Raw genomic sequence first — 16,916 nt, forward strand, 5'->3', positions numbered from 1 at the left:
ACAACTCGGTCAGGGCGCCGACTTCCGGTGCACCGCCGCGGCGACCGCGAGGTCTTCCCACCCCATTCCGACGCTTTTGAAGAACCGGGGGCGCTCGAAGGCAGCTGGCTTCTCACCGAGGATCCGACCGGTCACCAGGTCGGCGAGGTTGCCGGCGATGTCCTCGGCGCTGAAGGCTCCTTCCGCCATCGGGATCAGCAGATCGCCCGCCTCCGACAGGGCCGCCGCCCTCGATTCGACGATCACGGTGGAGCGTGACACCAGAGCCGTGTCGACCTCCCGGGCGTCCGGGGTGTGCGAGCCGACCGCGACGACTGTCGCGCCGTCCGGCACGAGGGTGCCGTCGAACAAGGGAGTGGCGGACGTGGTGCAGCAGAGCACCAGATCGGCGGTGGCGACCTGGTCAATCACGTGCGCCTCACCCGCGCGGGCGTCCACGCCGAGTTGACGGGCGTGCTCGACCAGTGCGGCGACCCGGCGCGGGGTGCGGCCGATCACGGTGACCCGTTCGACGTGCCGTTCCGCGAGCACCGCGGCAAGGTGTCCGTACGCCTGGGGGCCCGTTCCGAAGAGCACCAGATGGCGCAGGACGGGCGGGGTGAGGTGGCGGATCGCGAGTGCCGACACGGCCGGTGTGCGCAGTGTGGTGAGCGCGGCCCCGTCGAGCAGGGCGAGCGGCAGCAGGGTGGGGCCGTCGAGCAGCAGATAGCTTCCAGTGATCCGTGGCAGGCCGCGTGCCGGGTTGCCGGGGGCGACTCCGGCGATCTTCACTCCGGTCACCTGATGGGTGGTGGCGGGCATGATCAGCAATTCTCCGCCGGGCACTGTGACATGGTGCCGGGCCGGGGACGTCTCCGGATCGAGTCCCCCGCTCAGCGCCGCCTCCAGGGCGTCCAAGGCTCCGGTCGGTCCCAGGGCCTCGATGTCGTCGGCGCCGAGCAGGGGCAGGTTCACAGCAGGAATCCTTCGGGGAAGGGGTCGGACGGGTTCAGGAAGAATTGTGCGGTACCGGTGATCCAGGCACGGCCCGTGATGGCCGGGACGACGGCGGGCAGCCCGCCCACGGTGGTCTTCTCGATGAGACGCCCGGTGAACGACGTTCCGATGAAGGACTCGTTCACGAAATCGGTGTCCAGGGGAAGTTCACCGCGTGCGTGCAGTTGGGCCATGCGTGCCGAGGTGCCGGTTCCGCAGGGCGACCGGTCGAACCAGCCGGGGTGGATGGCCATCGCGTGTCGGGAGTGGCGGGCATCGGAACCGGGTGCGATGAACTGCACGTGCTTGAGGCCGTTGATGTCGGAATCTTCCGGGTGAACGGGCCGGTCAGCGGCGTTGACCGCGTCCATCAGGGCGAGTCCGGCCGCCAGGATGTCGCCCTTGCGCGCCCGGTCGAAGGGCAGCCCGAGGTCGGGCAACTGCACCATCGCATAGAAGTTGCCGCCGTAGGCGAGGTCGTAGCGGACCGGTCCGTAGCCGGGTACGTCCACCGTCCGGTCGAGTGCGACGCTGAACGCGGGAACGTTGGTCAGGGTGACAGCGGTGGCCGCGCCGTCCTTCACCCGGACGTCGACGCTGACGAGTCCGGCCGGGGTGTCCAGCCGTACGGTGGTGACGGGTTCGGTGACCTCGACCATGCCGGTCTCCACCAGAACGGTCGCGACCCCGATGGTGCCGTGCCCGCACATCGGCAGATACCCGGAAACCTCTATGAAGAGGACGCCGAAGTCCGCGTCGGGCCGGGTGGGCGGCTGGAGGATCGCACCGCTCATGGAGGCATGGCCGCGCGGTTCGTACATGAGCAGCGTTCGCACGGCGTCCCGGTGTTTCCGGAAGTACGTGCGCCGTTCAGCCATCGTGGCACCGGGAATGGTGCCGATGCCGCCGGTGATGACGCGGGTGGGCATGCCCTCGGTGTGTGAGTCGACTGCGTGGAAGATGTGACGTGTCTGCAAGGCTCCTCCTGGTTCGTCAGTTCGTCATGAACAACACGAAGAACGGGCCGGGTCGGGCGCTGTCCGGACGTACAACGACCGAACCGCGCTCAGCCGAGGCCCCCGGCCAGTACCTTCTCCGTCGCGGCACGTACGGCTGCCTCGTCGTCGGCGGGCAGGGGAAGGCGTGGCGGACGGGTACGGCCACCATGGCGTCCGACAACGTCCATGGATGCCTTGATGGCCTGGACGAACTCCGGCTTCGAGTCCCACCGCAGCAGGGGATGCAGCTCGCGGTACAGCGGCAGGGCAGTTGCCATGTCACCGGTCACAGCGGCCCGGTACAGCTCGGCACAGCAGGACGGCAGCATGTTCGGACAGCCGGCGATCCAGCCGACGGCCCCGGCGAGTGCCAGTTCCAGCAGCACGTCGTCGGCGCCCACGAGCAGGTCGAGGCCGGGCGCCTGTTCGGCGATCTCGTAGGCCCTTCGGACATCGCCGCTGAACTCCTTGACCGCCACGATGCTGCCCTCCTGGTGGAGAGCGGCGAGCAGGCTCGGTGTCAGATCCACCTTGGTGTCGAACGGGTTGTTGTACGCGACGACCGGAACCCCGACTTCGGCCACAGTGGCGTAGTGGGCTCGAACCGCCGCGTCCTCGCAGCGGTATCCGTTGGGCGGCAGGAGCAGCACGGAACCGGCGCCCGCCTCTGCGGCCTGTTCCGCCCAGCGCCGCGACTCCGCGCTGCCGTAGGCGGAGACGCCCGGCATGACGCGGCTGCCGTCGCCTGCCGCCTCGACGGCGACCCGGACCACCTGCTCGCGTTCGCTGTCGGTCAGGGTCTGGTACTCCCCCAGTGACCCGTTGGGCACCACACCGTCGCAACCCTCCGCGATGAGCTGTTGGACATGCGTGGCATAGGCGTCGTAGTCGATCGTGCAGTCATCGCGCAATGTGATCGGGGTGGCGACCATGACCCCGTGCCAGGGGCGGGTGCGCGGGTGGGCGTTCGTCTGCATCGTGACTCCTTGAGTGGTGTGACATTTACGGCGTGGGGGGAAGCATGGGCAACAGCCGGCGGCGCGAAGTACCGAGGCGCGGCCGAGGCGTGTCGGGGAGTGGCTGCGGGTCTATCCGGGGTCGGCCAGGTCGGCGAGCGTGGACAGCCTTACCGGGCAGGCGAGCGGGCGCCGGTCGGGGCCGTCCGGCCCTTCACCGGTGCTGCGTCCGCTGCCGTGCGCGTCGGCCAGTTCACGGGCGGCGAATCCGCAGGTCCGGCCCTGGCACCACCCCATTCCGGCCCGGGTGAGCAGTTTGACGGTCCTGGTGTCACCGGCTCCGAACTCCTCGCACGCGGTACGGATCCGGCCCGCGGTGACTTCTTCGCAACGGCAGACCTCCGTGTCGTCGGTCAGCCATTCGCTCCACCCCGCCCCCGGCCGGTGCACGACACCCATCAACGCGGAAAAGGCCCGCAGACGGCGTCGGGAACGACGCAGGGCGACTGCTCTGCGCGCCGCTGCCCGCTGCACACCGCCCCGCATCTCACGAATGACCGACAGCGCTGCCAACTCTCCTTCGCAGAGAGCAAGTTCGACGCCGCCGATGCCGCCGGCCTCTCCCGCCGCCCAGACCCCCGGCACGGTGGTCCTGAGCTGCTCGTCGAGGGTGACCACATGCGTGCCGTCCGCGCAAGCGCGCGTACCGCAGCCCGCCGCTACGGCGAGTTCCAGCTGAGGAACGAGCCCGTGACCGACGGCGAGCGCATCGCAGGCGATCGTGCGGCCGGTCCCCGGCACAGGGCGCCACCGGCGGTCCACCCGGCTGACGGTCACCGCCTCCACCCGGTCGTCGCCGTGCACGTCGGTCACCGCCCGGTGAGTCAGCATTCGAACTCCGGCGCCGGTCAGTGCCGCCCCGTACCGGACACCTTCCGCCATCTTGCCGGGGTTGGCGGCCAGCACCCGGGGAGCGCGCGCGTACGCCCCGTAACCGGACGCTTCGATGAGTGCGGGAACGCTCGCACCGGCGCGCGTCAGCGAGAGGGCGACGGCCTGCAGAAGCGGGCCGCTCCCCGCGACCACGATCCGCCGGCCGGGCAGCACCAGGCCGGACTTGAGCATCGCCTGGGCGCCGGCCGCGCTCACCACGCCCGGAAGCGTCCAGCCGGGGAAGGGAAGTTGACGTTCATGGGCGCCCGTCGCCAGCAGCAGTCGGCGGGCCCGGACAGCGGAACGCTGTTCCCCTTCGGCTCCGGTGACGGCGTGCAGGATCCAGTCGCCTTCACCGGCTCGTTCGACCGTCCACACCTGATGGTTGGGGAGATGGCGGATCGCGCCGGAGCCGCGGTGCGCGGCAAGTCGTGCGGAGAGTCCGGCGAAGACGGGCCAGCCGTGGTGGAGGGCGCCGGGCCGGGTCGCGCCAAGCCCGGCGGGCGGGCTCCGGTAGTACTGCCCACCGGGCGTAACGGCCGAGTCCAGCAGAACCACGTCGAGCCCGTGATCGGCCGCGGTGACGGCGGCGGCCAGGCCGGCCGGTCCCGCGCCCACCACGGCGAGTCCGGCGCAGTCCGCGTCCCGTGGGCGGCGTTCATCTGTCGAGTGCGGCATGCCCGTCGCCCTCCTGTGTGGTGATGGCGTCGCCGGGGCGGGCGGGAAGCAGGCATGCGCGCTGGTTCGGCCGGCCGTTGACCGTGGCCAGGCAGTCGTAGCAGGCACCGATGCCGCAGAAGGCTCCCCGCGGCCGGCCGTGGACCCGAGTGGTGCGCCAGGTCAGGATGCCCGCCGACCAGAGGGCCGCGGCGATGCTCTGGCCCGGCAGTCCACGAACCGGGCGCCCGTCGAAAGTCAGCTGGAATTCCGGTTCGGGCTGCGCCGCGACGAGCTCGGCAGGGGTACGTGCACGGGTACGTCTCACAGGGTCCTCTCCTGGGGCACACGAGCCCCCTCCGCAGTCATGTGACATGGCACGTGGTGTCGAACCGGTCCGGGGCGAACGGTCCGAGATCGAGTACCGGCCGCTGCCCGGCGATCGCGTCGGCGATCAGCAGTCCGGTCGCAGGGGCCAGCCCGATCCCGGCTCCTTCATGGCCGCAGGCGTGGAAGAGGCCTGGCACCCGGGGGTCCGGGCCGATCGCCGGCAGATGATCGGGCAGGTAGGGGCGGAACCCGTGGTAGGCGCGCATCACCCGCACATCCGCCAATACGGGGAAGAGAGCGGCGGCCTGGGCGGCCAGTCGGGCGATCGCCGGAACCGACAAGGTCCGGTCGAAGCCGACCCGTTCGCGGCTGGCCCCGATCAGCACCGGCCCCGCCGGGGTTCCCTCCACCACGGGCGAGGTCTGCAGCGCCGCGGACCCGCTCGACACATCGGACACGTACTCCGCCGCGTAGACCTTGTGCCGGATCAGCCGCGGCAACGGCTCGGTGACGAGCACGAATCCCCTGCGCGGCAGGACCGGCAGGTCCACCCCGGCCATTGCGGCCAGTTCACCGCCCCAGGTGCCCGCCGCGTTGACGACCACCGGGGCGCGCAGTTCACTCCGTGCGGTGCGCACCCCGCCTACCGCACCATCCCGGTCCCTGAGTATCGCGACGACTTCCTCCCCCGGGCACAGGCGTGCTCCGGAGCGGCCGGCTGCCCGTAACAACTCGGCTGCCGCCAGCGCTGGTTGAACCTGAGCGTCTTGCGGGTAGTGGAAGCCTCCGGCAAGGTGCGGTGCGAGGTGGGGCTCGGCATCGCGGAGCCGGTCGGATGTGACGTGGTACGCCTCGACTCCGGCTCCTCGCTGGTCGGCGGCCGTCGTGGACAGGGTGGTCAGGGATTCCTCGGACGCCGCCACGACCAGGCCGCCCTTGATCTCGTACTCGATGTCCGAAGAAAGTTCTTCCGACAGTTCGCGCCACAAGGAGGCGGAGAGCAGGGCCAGTTCCAGTTCGGGTCCTGGCAATTTGTCGGAGACCAGGAGGTTGCCCTCCCCGGCTCCGGTGGTGCCTCCGGCGACCGGCCCTCGGTCGACGACGGCTACGGACAGTCCGGACCGGGAGGCGTAGTAGGCGCAGGCGGCACCGACCACTCCGGCCCCGACGATGACGACATCCAGGGGCTGTCTCATGAACACGACAGTAATATGTCACATTGTTTTGGAGTCGCCAAGGGTGTGTGCAGGGACAGTTGATCAACCATCACCCCGTCGCGTCGCTCGCAGGGGTGCCGGTTGCGCCGCCGGGGAAGTGGAGCCATGAACGCCCCAAGGCGCCGACCCGAGGAGCCGTGATGCACGACGACCGCACATTGGTGGAGGACCGCCTCGAAAGGGCCCTGCACCAGTTCATCCGCCCGGCCCAGTACCCGGCCCGGACCCCGCTCACCCTCTCCGTCCGGCACATTGCCGGCGAACCCGTACCGGTGGCCGAGGTACTGGAGGGAACCTACGAGCCGTTCAGTGCAGGTACGGAGTGGGGGAAGCCGTGGTCCACCAGCTGGTTCCGGCTTGAGGGGACGGTGCCCGAGGACTGGGCGGGGCGGCGCGTCGAGGTGGTCGTCGACCCCGGCTTCTGTGGCCAGGGGCCCGGATTCCAGGCCGAGGGGATGCTGTACGACACCGCGGGCGTTCCGCTCAAGGGCATCCATCCGCGAAATCGGCATCTGACGGTCACGTCCCAGGCCGTCGGCGGTGAACCGGTCTCATTGCTCCTGGAGGCGGCGGCCAACCCGGCGGTTCTGGAGCACGGATTCGCGCCGACGCCGCTCGGGGACGTGACTACGGCGGGTGACCGGCCCCTCTACCGGTTCGCCTCCGCGGACCTCGCCGTGCTGGACGAGGAGGTCTGGCATCTCGTTCTGGACATCGAGGTGCTCTCCGAGCTGATGCGGGAACTGCCCGTCGACCGGTCTCGGCGGCACGAGATCCTGCGGGCGCTGGAGCGCATGCTCGACGCACTGGATCTGCACGATGTGGCGGGCACGGCGCGAGCCCGCCGGGGCCGGCTCACCGAGGTGCTGTCCCGGCCGGCGTCGGCGAGCGCACACCGGATCTCGGCCGCCGGGCATGCGCACATCGACTCGGCGTGGCTGTGGCCGCTGCGCGAGACGGTGCGCAAGGCCTCGCGCACCTTCGCCAATGTCACCGCGCTGGCCCAGGACTATCCGGAGCTGGTTTTCGCCGCGTCGCAGGCCCAGCAGTACGCCTGGGTGAAGGAGCATCAGCCGCACATCTGGGAACGGATCAAGCAGGCCGTGGCGGACCGACAGTGGGCGCCCGTGGGGTCGATGTGGGTGGAGTCCGATGCAAATATGCCGGGCGGTGAGGCGCTTGCCCGGCAGATCGTGCACGGCAAGCGGTTCTTCGAGCAGGAGCTGGGGGTGGAGACGGAGGAGATCTGGCTGCCGGACTCCTTCGGCTACACGGCCGCTTTCCCGCAACTGGCGCGACTGGCAGGGGTGAAGTGGTTCCTGACGCAAAAACTGTCCTGGAACCAGAGCAATAAAATGCCACATCACACCTTCTGGTGGGAGGGCATCGACGGGACCAGGGTCTTCACCCACTTCCCGCCCGTGGACACCTACAACGCACAGTTCCACGGTCGCGAACTGGCCCATGCGGAAAGGAACTTCGCGGAGAAGGGGCTGGCGACCCGCTCCCTCGTCCCGTTCGGCTGGGGTGACGGCGGGGGCGGTCCGACCCGCGAGATGCTGGAGAAGGCACGCAGGCTCAGGGATCTGGAGGGTTCGCCCAAGGTCGAGATCGAGAGGCCGGCGGCGTTCTTCGCGGCGGCCGAGGAGGAGTACGGGCCGCAGGCACCGGTCTGGTCCGGTGAGCTGTATCTGGAGCTGCACCGGGCCACGTACACCACCCAGGCCAGGACCAAGCAGGGCAACCGGCGCAGCGAACACCTGCTCCGTGAGGCCGAGTTGTGGGCCACCACGGCGGCGCTGCGGACTCCCGGCCACCGTTATCCGTACGAGGCGCTGGACCGGCTGTGGAAGACGGTGCTACTGCATCAGTTCCATGACATCCTGCCGGGCTCGTCGATCGCCTGGGTGCACCGGGAGGCCCACGAGACATACGAACGGGTACGGGAGGAGCTGGCCGATCTGGTGGCGGACGCGGTGGCGGCGCTGGGTGGGGCCGAGGGTCTCGTGGCGCTCAACTCATCGCCGTACCACCGAATTCAGGTGGTCGAGCTCGACGCCGAGGCGAGCGCGGTGCTGCCCTCGGGCGCGCATGTGCAGCCGCTGGGCGACGGGCGTACGGCGGTGCTCGCCGAGACACCCGGGCTGGGCGCGGGTCTGCTGGACGGTTCGGCGGTTGTGGAGCACGCGGTCACGGTGACCGGTTCGGCGGACGAGGGATTCGTGTTCGACAACGGGCTGCTGCGGGTCGTGGTCGACGGCGACGGGTTGATCGCCGCCGTCCGCGATCTCGGCGCGGGGCGGGACGTCCTCGCACCCGGTCACCGGGCCAACCTCCTCCAGTTGCATCCGGATCATCCCAATCACTGGGACGCCTGGGACATCGACCGCCACTACCGCCGCACCCGCACCGATCTCACCGACGCCGACTCCGTGGAACTGATCGAGGAGGGGCCGTTGCGGGCCGCCGTCCGTGTGATGCGGTCGTTCGGGGCGTCGCGCATCGTGCAGGAGATCCGGCTGACCGCGGGCAGTCGGCGGATCGACATCGACACCGAGGTGGACTGGCGGGAGTCGGAAAAGGTCCTCAAGGTGTCGTTCCCGCTCGATGTGCACGCCGAACGGTCGACGGCCGAAATCCAGTTCGGGCACACTCACCGCCCGACACACGACAACACCAGCTGGGACGCGGCCCGTTTCGAGATCTGCGCCCATCGCTGGCTGCGGGTCGCCGAGCCGGGGTACGGCATCACCTTGCTCAATGACTCGACGTACGGGCACGAGGTGACCCGGACCCCGCACGGTTCGGGCCTGGGCACAACCGTACGGCTGACGCTGCTGCGCGCCCCGCACAGCCCGGACCCGGAGACCGACCTCGGCAGGCATCGGTTCAGGTACGCGCTGGCGCCGGGCGGTGAGGTCACGGATGCGGTACGGGAGGGGCTGGCGCTCAATCTCCCGTTACGGGCGGCCGTTGCGCCGTCCCTGCCGTCACTGATCGGCCCCGGACATCCGGCGGTCACGGTGGAGTCGGTCAAGCTCGCCGAGGACCGCAGCGGCGATGTGATCGTGCGGCTGTACGAGTCGGCGGGCGGGCGCGCCGACACGACACTGCGGGTCGGATTCCCCGTCGTACAGGCCCGGATCACCGACCTGCTGGAACGGCCGCTGCACGAGGCGGACACCGATGAGCACGGTCTCGTACTGTCCCTGCGGCCGTTCCAGATCCTGACGGTCCGCCTGACCCCTGCCTGAGGTCCCGGCCGGCCCCGGCGCGAAGTCCCGGCCCGTCCCGCCCCGCTGCTCGGGTTCGTTCAGGGGCGGGGCACGTTCCGCAGGTTGGAGCGGGCCATCTGGACCATCCGGCCGACTCCGCCGTCCAGCACGATCTTGCTGGCGGAGAGCGCGAAACCGGTCACCATCTCCGCGCTGATCTTCGGCGGGATGGAGAGTGCGTTGGGGTCGGTGACGACATCGACGAGCGCCGGGCCCTTGTGCTTGAAGGCGTCCTTGAGGGCGCCTTCAAGCTGCTTGGGCTTTTCCACCCGTACGCCGTACGCCCCGGCGGCCCTGGCGATCGCCGCGAAGTCCGGGTTCTTGTTGGTCGTACCGAACGACGGCAGGCCGGCGACCAGCATCTCCAACTCGACCATGCTGAGCGAGGAGTTGTTGAACAGCACGACCTTCACCGGCAGGTCGTACTGCACCAGGGTGAGGAAGTCGCCCATCAGCATCGTGAATCCGCCGTCGCCGGACATCGACACCACCTGCCGGTTCCGGTCGATGAACTGGGCGCCGATGGCCTGCGGCAGCGCGTTGGCCATCGAGCCGTGGCTGAACGAACCGATGACGCGGCGTTTGCCGTTGGGCGAGAGATAGCGGGCGGCCCAGACATTGCACATACCGGTGTCGACGGTGAACACGGCGTCGTCGTCCGCCAGATCGTCCAGCACCGAGGCGACGTACTCCGGGTGGATCGGGATGTGCTTCTCGACCTTGCGGGTGTACGCCTTGACCACGCCCTCCAGCGCGTCGGCGTGCTTCTTCAGCATCCGGTCGAGGAACTTGCGATCGGTCTTGGTCCTGACCCGCGGGGTAAGACATCGCAGCGTCTCGCGGACATCGCCCCAGACCGCCAGGTCCAGCTTGGAGCGGCGGCCGAGGTGCTCAGGGCGCACATCGACCTGGACGATCTTGACATCGCTGGGAAGGAAGGCGTTGTACGGGAAGTCGGTGCCGAGCAGGATGAGGAGATCGCACTCGTTGGTCGCTTCGTAGGCAGCGCCGTAGCCGAGCAGTCCGCTCATGCCGACGTCGTACGGGTTGTCGTACTGGATCCATTCCTTGCCACGCAGCGCGTGCCCGACCGGGGCCTTCACCCGCTCGGCGAACTCCATCACCTCGGCGTGGGCACCCGCCGTGCCGCTGCCGCAGAACAATGTCACACGTTTCGCCTCGTCGACCATCCGGCAGAGCTTCTCGATCTCCTCGTCACCGGGCCGTACCGTCGGCCGCGTGGTGACGAGGGCGTGCTCGATCGACTTCTCCGGGGCCGGCTGCGATGCAATGTCACCCGGCATCGAGACGACGCTGACGCCGCCTCGGCCGATCGCGTGCTGAATGGCCGTCTGGAGCAGCCGCGGCATCTGCTGCGGGTTGGAGATCATCTCGTTGTAGTGGCTGCACTCCTGGAAGAGCAGCTCCGGATGGGTCTCCTGGAAGTAGCCGAGACCGATCTCGCTCGAAGGGATGTGCGAGGCGAGGGCGAGAACGGGTGCCATGGAGCGGTGGGCGTCGTAGAGGCCGTTGATGAGGTGCAGATTGCCGGGGCCGCAGGATCCGGCGCAGGCCGCCAGCGAGCCGGTGATCTGGGCCTCGGCTCCGGCGGCGAACGCGGCTGTCTCCTCGTGCCTGACCTGGATCCAGTCGATGGCCGAGTTGCGGCGGATGGCGTCGACGACCGGGTTGAGGCTGTCGCCGACGACGCCGTACATTCGCTTGACGCCCGCCCGGGCGAGGATGTCGACGAACTGCTCCGACACGTTCTGCTTGGCCATGGGTGCGTACCCTTTCCGCGCTTCGGCTTCCGGACTCCGCATCCATCAACCCATGGCGCGCGCGGTTACGCCTCCCAGACGCCGACACTCGTACGGTCGTCGGAGTACCGTTCCTGAAGACTGAGCGGGAGTGAGTCCCGACAGCCGCACGCCCCGAACGGTCTTGGGCGCACTGGTCCCCGGCGTACTCAACCCCGGGGCGGCGACACGCATCCCGTGCGTGGTCCGATCTCGGGAGGCCAGTTCCCTGCGCGACCTGGCCATGTGGATACGGCCAGAGGCGACGGGGAGGCCCCGAACCATCACTCCGGTAGAACGGGGGCCCCGCACGCTGGCGCCGCACCCGGCGTCCCAGATCACACGATCACGTTAACCGGGTCGGCCCAAGGCACCGCAAGCCCGCGAGCGGACCATCACACGATTGAGCTAAACCGACGTTATGCGCACTCCCCGGAGAGCAGTTACCAACCCCTTCACCCTGAGCTGGGTGTCCGCGAGGAAAGTGGCGAGCCCGGGTGCCTGGTCAGGAGTCCAGCGTTCGGCGAGCTCCTGGGCGAGCGAGGGCTCCCCGCGCGGGGGTTCGGCGCGGCTGCTGCTGCGCAGCAGCAGGGAGTCCCAGCTCGGCGGCGCGGGCGCGCAGCTTGCCGTAGCTACGGTCGGTGAGGCGGTGCAGGCCGGATTTGAGGTCGCCACGGCGGCCGGCCCTTATGTCCTCGGAGAGCCGGACATGGCTGCGGCCGACGGCACCGCCGATCCAGCGGCAGGCGTCGGCCGCCGCCAGATGCGCCCGCTCGGTGGCGCGGGCCCCGGTGGCGACGGCGACCAGGACGAGCGCGCTCCTGTCGGCGCCGAAGCGGACAGTGAGCAGCGCATCGCGGCGGGGCTCGCCCCGCAACCGTGCGGAGTCCCCGCGCACGGAGGCGGCGCGCAGGGTGTACGTGCCGTATTCGGCGCCGTCGAGCACGGTGTCGGCGACGAGACCGTCGAGCTCTTGGGGGACGGTGGCGGGCAGCGTGGTGGGCTCGGCGTCGTCGGTGGGCGGCCGGTCACCCACATGGCCGATCACAGGGCGGAGCGGGGCGGGTGCGGGTACGGGTGCGGGTGCGGGTGCGGGTGCGCGATCAGGCTCGGGTGCAGGTGCCTGTGCGGTGACCGTGATGGCGGGGGCTTGCGGGGCGGCGGGTCCCTCGCCGCCCGGCCGCCTGGGCAGCGGCGGCGCCGGCGCGGACGCCCCATCGGCGAGGGATGGCTCGGGCGCAAGCTCGGGCCCCGACGGCAAGTCCGGCCCCGACGGCAGGTCAGCGGCGGCCGCAGGACCGGCCGGAACCGGCGGTGCGGCGAAGGTGCGCGGCTGCGACGGGCCGGCCGGGGATGCACCCGGGGCGCGTACGGGCGCAACCGGCGGCTCCCACGGAGCACGCACCCACACCGGCTCAGGCACCACTGGCGCGGACGGCGGCGGCCCGGCCGACGCGACCGGCGGAGGCGGAGGCGTCAGCGGAGGCGTCGGCACGGACGGCGGAGGCGGCAGCGGCGGCCCGGCCGACGTGCCCGGCACCACCGCCGAAGGCGGAAGCAGACACTCAGCCCCCTCCCCCGCTCCGTCAAACCCCCCGGGCCCGCCCGGACTCGCCGCGTCCGACGCCGAGTCGAAGCGGTCGTCGAGGCTGTCGGCCGCGTTGCTCGCCCCGGTGTCCCTGGCGGTCTCGTCGTACAGCCTGCGCCACCAGTCGTCCTCGTGGGCGGCGGGCCTCTCCCCCTGCTGGCTCATGCCCTTATTGTCCACCGCACGGGCCTTACGAGAACGGGTCATCCGGAAAAAGTGGCCATGAAAAAAGGTCCGCCGAGCGGCCCCACCCCCCATGGGAAGGTCGCCCGGCGGACCGGTCAGGACGTGATCAGCGCACGGCGTACGCGTCGTTCACGGTCTGGATGACGGAGTTGCCGCTGGCGTCCGTCAGTTCGGTCTTCAGGGTGACGGGCTTGCCGGCCGCGCCCGCGTGGTTCACGGTCGCGGTCCAGTGGCCGCCCTGCTGTGCGGTGGTGGCCCGGGTCCAGGTCTCGCCGTCGTCGTACGAGTAGGAGACCTCGGCGGCGACCAGCTTGCCGGGCGTGTAGCCCGCGTGGCCGGTGACGCTCAGGCCGATCGTCTGACCGTCCTTCGCCGGGAGGGTCTTGAGTCCGTCGGTCTCCAGGTCGTAGCCCGGGAAGAGCAGCGGGATCCCCTGTGAGTACACGTTCTCGTCCCGCTTCGAGCGGAACTTCCAGGTGGTCTCGGTGTGGGTGGACCGCTGCCACACGGCGGCGGGCTGGCCGAACTTGGCGGTGGTCATGGTGAGTTCGTACGCGGCGTCCCCGGCCGGGACGGTGAAGACCCCGGACGGCCAGCCGGACTCGCCGAGCACCTCGCCACCGCTGGTCAGCCGCATGTTGCCCACATCTCCGAAGGAGCCCTGGAGACCGGCGTGCTCGGTGTCGCTCCAGAAGCCCGGGGCGACGCCGATCACGTTGTCCTGCCGTTCGGCGGCGAGCTGGACCTTGCCCGCGGCGTCACGCGGAGCGGCCGGGGCCGGGATGCCCCGGTACCAGTTCTCCGTACGCTCGGAGCCTGCCGTGTACGTACGGGGCCGGTCGACCATGTACTCGCCAAAGGGGAAGCTGGAGGAGAGGTACCGCTCCCAGCCGGTGTCGCCCGCCGAGTAGTACTCGGTGCGCTTGCCGGGGACGGCGACGGTGTCGAAGCCACCGGAGTAACTCCCGCCGTACGGGCGGTTGATGATCATCGTGTCCATGTAGTCGGCCGCGACGCCCATCGCCTCGTATGTGGCGGTGGATTTGCCGAGCTTGCTGTCACGCACCTTGTACGTACGGTCCGAGGTGACCGGGCCGGTCTCGGGGAAGGCGAGGTTGTAGACGAACGGGCTGGCGGCGGTGGCCTTCCAGCTCAGCTTCACGGGGCCGTCGGCCAGGGCGGCCTTCAGTGCGTCCGCCTCGCTCGACTCGATACCGAGAGAAGGCAGCGGCGCCGGACCATATCCGACGGACGGCGTCCAGGGGCCTGCGGACGGCCGGTACGCGATGACCGCCTTTGCGCCCGCGGACTCGGCGTTCCGCGCCTGAGTGGCCATCGCTCCGTCATCGGCGATCTTGACCAGGGCCATCTTGCCCGAGACACCGGCGGCCTTCAGCTCGTCGGGGGTACCGGTGCCCGCGTCGACGAGTGCGGCCTCCCCGGTACCGTCGAGGTTGACGGAGCCGGTGCTCGCCACCGTCGGGTGCAGTGCGGAGCCGCCGACGACCGACAGCTTCTCGATCTGCGGGGCGTACGCGCGCCAGAGGCTGGCGAACTCGAAGTCGCCGTCACTCGCCTTGCCCTGCACGTCGGCCAGGTAGTTCATGCCGGTGCCGGTGATGGAACCGGAGTGCAGCCAGGCATCGTCCCAGCTGCGGCCGAAGGAGAGTGTCGTGGAGCGGCTCTCGGACGCGCGGTCCTCCGTCTTCACCTGGATCCGGTGGGCCTTGCGGGCGTCCAGTACCAAGGTGGTGTCCTTGGTGACGTTCAGCTGCGGCCTGGCGAGGTAGCCGACGGACTCGACCACCTTGCCGGTGGCGTCCTTCGTGTCGGGAGTGGTGATGAAGCTGGAGACGAAGTACGCACCGGGGCGGACCTGGTAGACCTGGTCGGTGGCGCCGTCGTTGAAGCGTCGCTCACCGCCGGCGGTGTCGGTGCCGATGAGGTCCACCGAGGAGGGGCCCGTGGCGGGCTTGCCGGTGCGGTCGACGAGCTTGACGCGCAGGGTGACGGTCTCCGGTCCGACGTACATCGAGAACGGGGTGGAGACCTTGACGCCGTCGGGCCCGCTGGCGAGCACACGTCCGGTGACATCGCCGTACTGGGATGCCTTCAGCTTCGCGGTCGGGTCGATGTGCAGCGGGACCTTGACGGTGGCTCCGGCCGGCACGGTGACGGTGCTCGCGTCGAGCTTCGCCACCGAGGAGCGGACGTCCGACCCGTCGTTGCCGGTGACGCCCTGGACCTTCAGCGACAGCTTCACCGGCTCGGTGCCGGAGTTGGTGTACGGGACGTCGACCGTGGTGCGGTCGCTCTTGTCCTGCGGCCAGTTGAAGGTGCCGCCCTGGACGGCGGGAGCGCCGACGACGGTGGTGTCGATGGCGGCCTTCACATCGAGGCGCCCGCCGCCGGTCTCGCGTACGTCGCCGGGGATGTCGCTCTTCGCGGACGACACGAGGGCCGCCTTGATCTGCAGAGCGGTCCAGTCCGGGTGACGCTGCTTCACGATGGCTGCGGCGCCCGCGACATGCGGGGTGGCCATCGACGTACCGGACATCGTCCGGTACGCGTACACCCCGCGACCACCGGCCGCAGCGGCCGAGATGTTGACGCCAGGGGCGGAGATCTCGGGCTTGAGGGTGTGCGATCCGATCACGGGTCCGCGGCTGGAGAACTGGGCCGTGGAGTCGTCGCGGTCGACGGCACCGACAGTCAGCACGCTCGGGGCGCAGCCCGGCGAGGAGACGGTGTTCAGCGTCGGTCCCGCGTTTCCGGCCGCGATCACGAACAGGGTGTTCTTGCTCTGGGCGAGTTCCTCGGCTGCGACGCTCATCGGGTCGGTGCAGTCGGTCGGCGACGGGCTGCCGAGGCTCATGGAGACGACGTCGGCCTTCTGGTCGACGGCCCACTGCATGCCGGCGATGATCCAGGACTCGGCGCCGGAGCCGCTGTCGTTGAGGACCTTGCCCGCGAGCAGGTCTGCGCCGGGGGCGACGCCCTTCTTCTTGCCGTCGCCGGCCGCGCCGGAGCCGCCCACGGTGGAGATGGTGTGGGTGCCGTGGCCCTGACGGTCGTCGGTGGTGTCGGAGTCGGTGAAGTTCTCCGAGGCGGCGATCCGGCCCTTGAGGTCGGGGTGTTCGGCGTCGACACCGGTGTCGAGCACGGCGACCTTGGTGCCCTTGCCGTCGTATCCGGCGGCCCAGGCGAGGTCGGCGCCGATCTGCTTGGTCGACTTGTCGAGGGTGGCCTGAACCTTGCGGTCGAGCCAGAGCTTCTTCAGACCGGAGGCCGAGCGGGAACGGGTGTTGGTGACGTCCGACCAGAAGTCGGCGGCCTTCTCCTTGTCCGCCTTGAGCGCAACGCCGTCGATCGCGTCGAGTGCGAGTCCGCGCTTGGCGCCGCGCGGGGTGGCGGGCGCGGAGCGGGCCGTGTCCTTGCCGTAGACGGCGATCAGCGGCAGCGACTTGGTGCTCGCGTCGTCGTAGCCCTGGCGGATGAGTCCGGTGACGTTGAAGAGTTCCTCGTCGACCGTGCCCGCAGCCAGCGCGTCGGCGGCGGTGTCGGGGTAGACGTAGAGGTCCTTGCCGGACTGCCTGGTCTGCACGAGGGGGACGGTGCCGTCCTCGCGCGGCAGTGCGGTGACCGATGCGGTTCCCGAACTGTCCGTGCTCACCAGGACCTTGTCGCCGGTGACCAGGGTGACGGTGACCGGCTTGCCCTCCTTGGCGTCGGCGGCGGCACTGCCGGTCAGTGGTCTCTTCGCGGTCGTCTCGTCCCGCGGCGCTGCCGCGGACGGTGCGATCGCGGTGACGGCCAGGACGGCGGCGGTGGCCGCTCCCAGTGCCGTACGCGATATCGGACGCATCGCTCTCCCCAAGTGAAACCGGAATATCTCTGAACAAACCGCAGCATTCCGGAGGTTGTTGGTACTGCGGTGGCGCCACATTGGCAGAGCGACGGGCGATAAAGGGATGATGTACACGGCGGGTTTACGCCGTGGCC

At 70.0% G+C, this 16,916-nt stretch carries 10 protein-coding genes; 1 reads left to right on the forward strand and 9 read right to left on the reverse strand.

Translation table 11 applies throughout. The features are described 5' to 3' along the window. Positions 1-9: 9 nt before the first annotated feature. The 6 genes from ACZ7IB_RS34445 to ACZ7IB_RS34470 form a co-directional block, all read right to left on the reverse strand. A complete protein-coding gene (locus tag ACZ7IB_RS34445; RefSeq protein WP_470917994.1) occupies positions 10-954 on the reverse strand; it encodes an ornithine cyclodeaminase family protein in 945 nt (314 codons plus the stop codon). Further along, a complete protein-coding gene (locus ACZ7IB_RS34450) occupies positions 951-1,952 on the reverse strand; it encodes a proline racemase family protein (protein WP_470917996.1) in 1,002 nt (333 codons plus the stop codon). The genes ACZ7IB_RS34445 and ACZ7IB_RS34450 overlap by 4 nt, the downstream gene beginning before the upstream one ends. Positions 1,953-2,041: 89 nt before the next feature. Beyond that, complete coding sequence (locus tag ACZ7IB_RS34455; RefSeq protein WP_470917997.1) at positions 2,042-2,950, reverse strand: dihydrodipicolinate synthase family protein; 909 nt, start codon at positions 2,948-2,950, stop codon at positions 2,042-2,044. A 111-nt stretch (positions 2,951-3,061) separates the two neighbouring features. Then, complete coding sequence (locus tag ACZ7IB_RS34460) at positions 3,062-4,540, reverse strand: FAD/NAD(P)-dependent oxidoreductase (protein WP_470917999.1); 1,479 nt, start codon at positions 4,538-4,540, stop codon at positions 3,062-3,064. Further along, a complete protein-coding gene (locus tag ACZ7IB_RS34465) occupies positions 4,521-4,847 on the reverse strand; it encodes a (2Fe-2S)-binding protein (RefSeq protein ID WP_470918000.1) in 327 nt (108 codons plus the stop codon). Before ACZ7IB_RS34465 ends, ACZ7IB_RS34460 begins: the two co-directional genes overlap by 20 nt. A 37-nt stretch (positions 4,848-4,884) precedes the next feature. Further along, positions 4,885-6,045, reverse strand: coding sequence for an NAD(P)/FAD-dependent oxidoreductase (locus ACZ7IB_RS34470; protein WP_470918002.1), 1,161 nt, complete (start codon positions 6,043-6,045; stop codon positions 4,885-4,887). Positions 6,046-6,206: 161 nt separating this feature from the next. On the opposite strand from ACZ7IB_RS34470, the gene ACZ7IB_RS34475 reads away from it, so the two are divergent. After that, positions 6,207-9,320, forward strand: coding sequence for an alpha-mannosidase (locus ACZ7IB_RS34475; RefSeq protein ID WP_470918004.1), 3,114 nt, complete (start codon positions 6,207-6,209; stop codon positions 9,318-9,320). A gap of 59 nt (positions 9,321-9,379) precedes the next feature. Here ACZ7IB_RS34475 and ACZ7IB_RS34480 read toward each other — a convergent pair whose 3' ends face one another. The 3 genes from ACZ7IB_RS34480 to ACZ7IB_RS34490 form a co-directional block, all read right to left on the reverse strand. Continuing rightward, complete coding sequence (locus ACZ7IB_RS34480) at positions 9,380-11,122, reverse strand: pyruvate dehydrogenase (protein WP_470918005.1); 1,743 nt, start codon at positions 11,120-11,122, stop codon at positions 9,380-9,382. 523 nt (positions 11,123-11,645) lie between these two features. Next, positions 11,646-12,893, reverse strand: a complete 1,248-nt coding sequence (locus tag ACZ7IB_RS34485) for a protein phosphatase 2C domain-containing protein (RefSeq protein ID WP_470918007.1) — start codon at positions 12,891-12,893, stop codon at positions 11,646-11,648. Between the two features lie 127 nt (positions 12,894-13,020). Next, entirely contained in the window at positions 13,021-16,779 is a 3,759-nt protein-coding gene (locus ACZ7IB_RS34490) for a S8 family peptidase (protein ID WP_470918009.1), read from the reverse strand. Between the last annotated feature and the right edge of the window lie 137 nt (positions 16,780-16,916).

It is taken from the genome of Streptomyces sp. NPDC037301, from assembly GCF_055602785.1.

Bases quoted from the DNA above. Each gene is read 5' to 3' on its own strand.
- ACZ7IB_RS34455 (WP_470917997.1), bottom strand. From the start codon at position 2,950: ATGCAGACGAACGCCCACCCGCGCACCCGCCCCTGGCACGGGGTCATG.
- ACZ7IB_RS34460 (WP_470917999.1), bottom strand. From the start codon at position 4,540: ATGCCGCACTCGACAGATGAACGCCGCCCACGGGACGCGGACTGCGCC.
- ACZ7IB_RS34470 (WP_470918002.1), bottom strand. From the start codon at position 6,045: ATGAGACAGCCCCTGGATGTCGTCATCGTCGGGGCCGGAGTGGTCGGT.
- ACZ7IB_RS34475 (WP_470918004.1), top strand. From the start codon at position 6,207: ATGCACGACGACCGCACATTGGTGGAGGACCGCCTCGAAAGGGCCCTG.
- ACZ7IB_RS34480 (WP_470918005.1), bottom strand. From the start codon at position 11,122: ATGGCCAAGCAGAACGTGTCGGAGCAGTTCGTCGACATCCTCGCCCGG.
- ACZ7IB_RS34485 (WP_470918007.1), bottom strand. From the start codon at position 12,893: ATGAGCCAGCAGGGGGAGAGGCCCGCCGCCCACGAGGACGACTGGTGG.
- ACZ7IB_RS34490 (WP_470918009.1), bottom strand. From the start codon at position 16,779: ATGCGTCCGATATCGCGTACGGCACTGGGAGCGGCCACCGCCGCCGTC.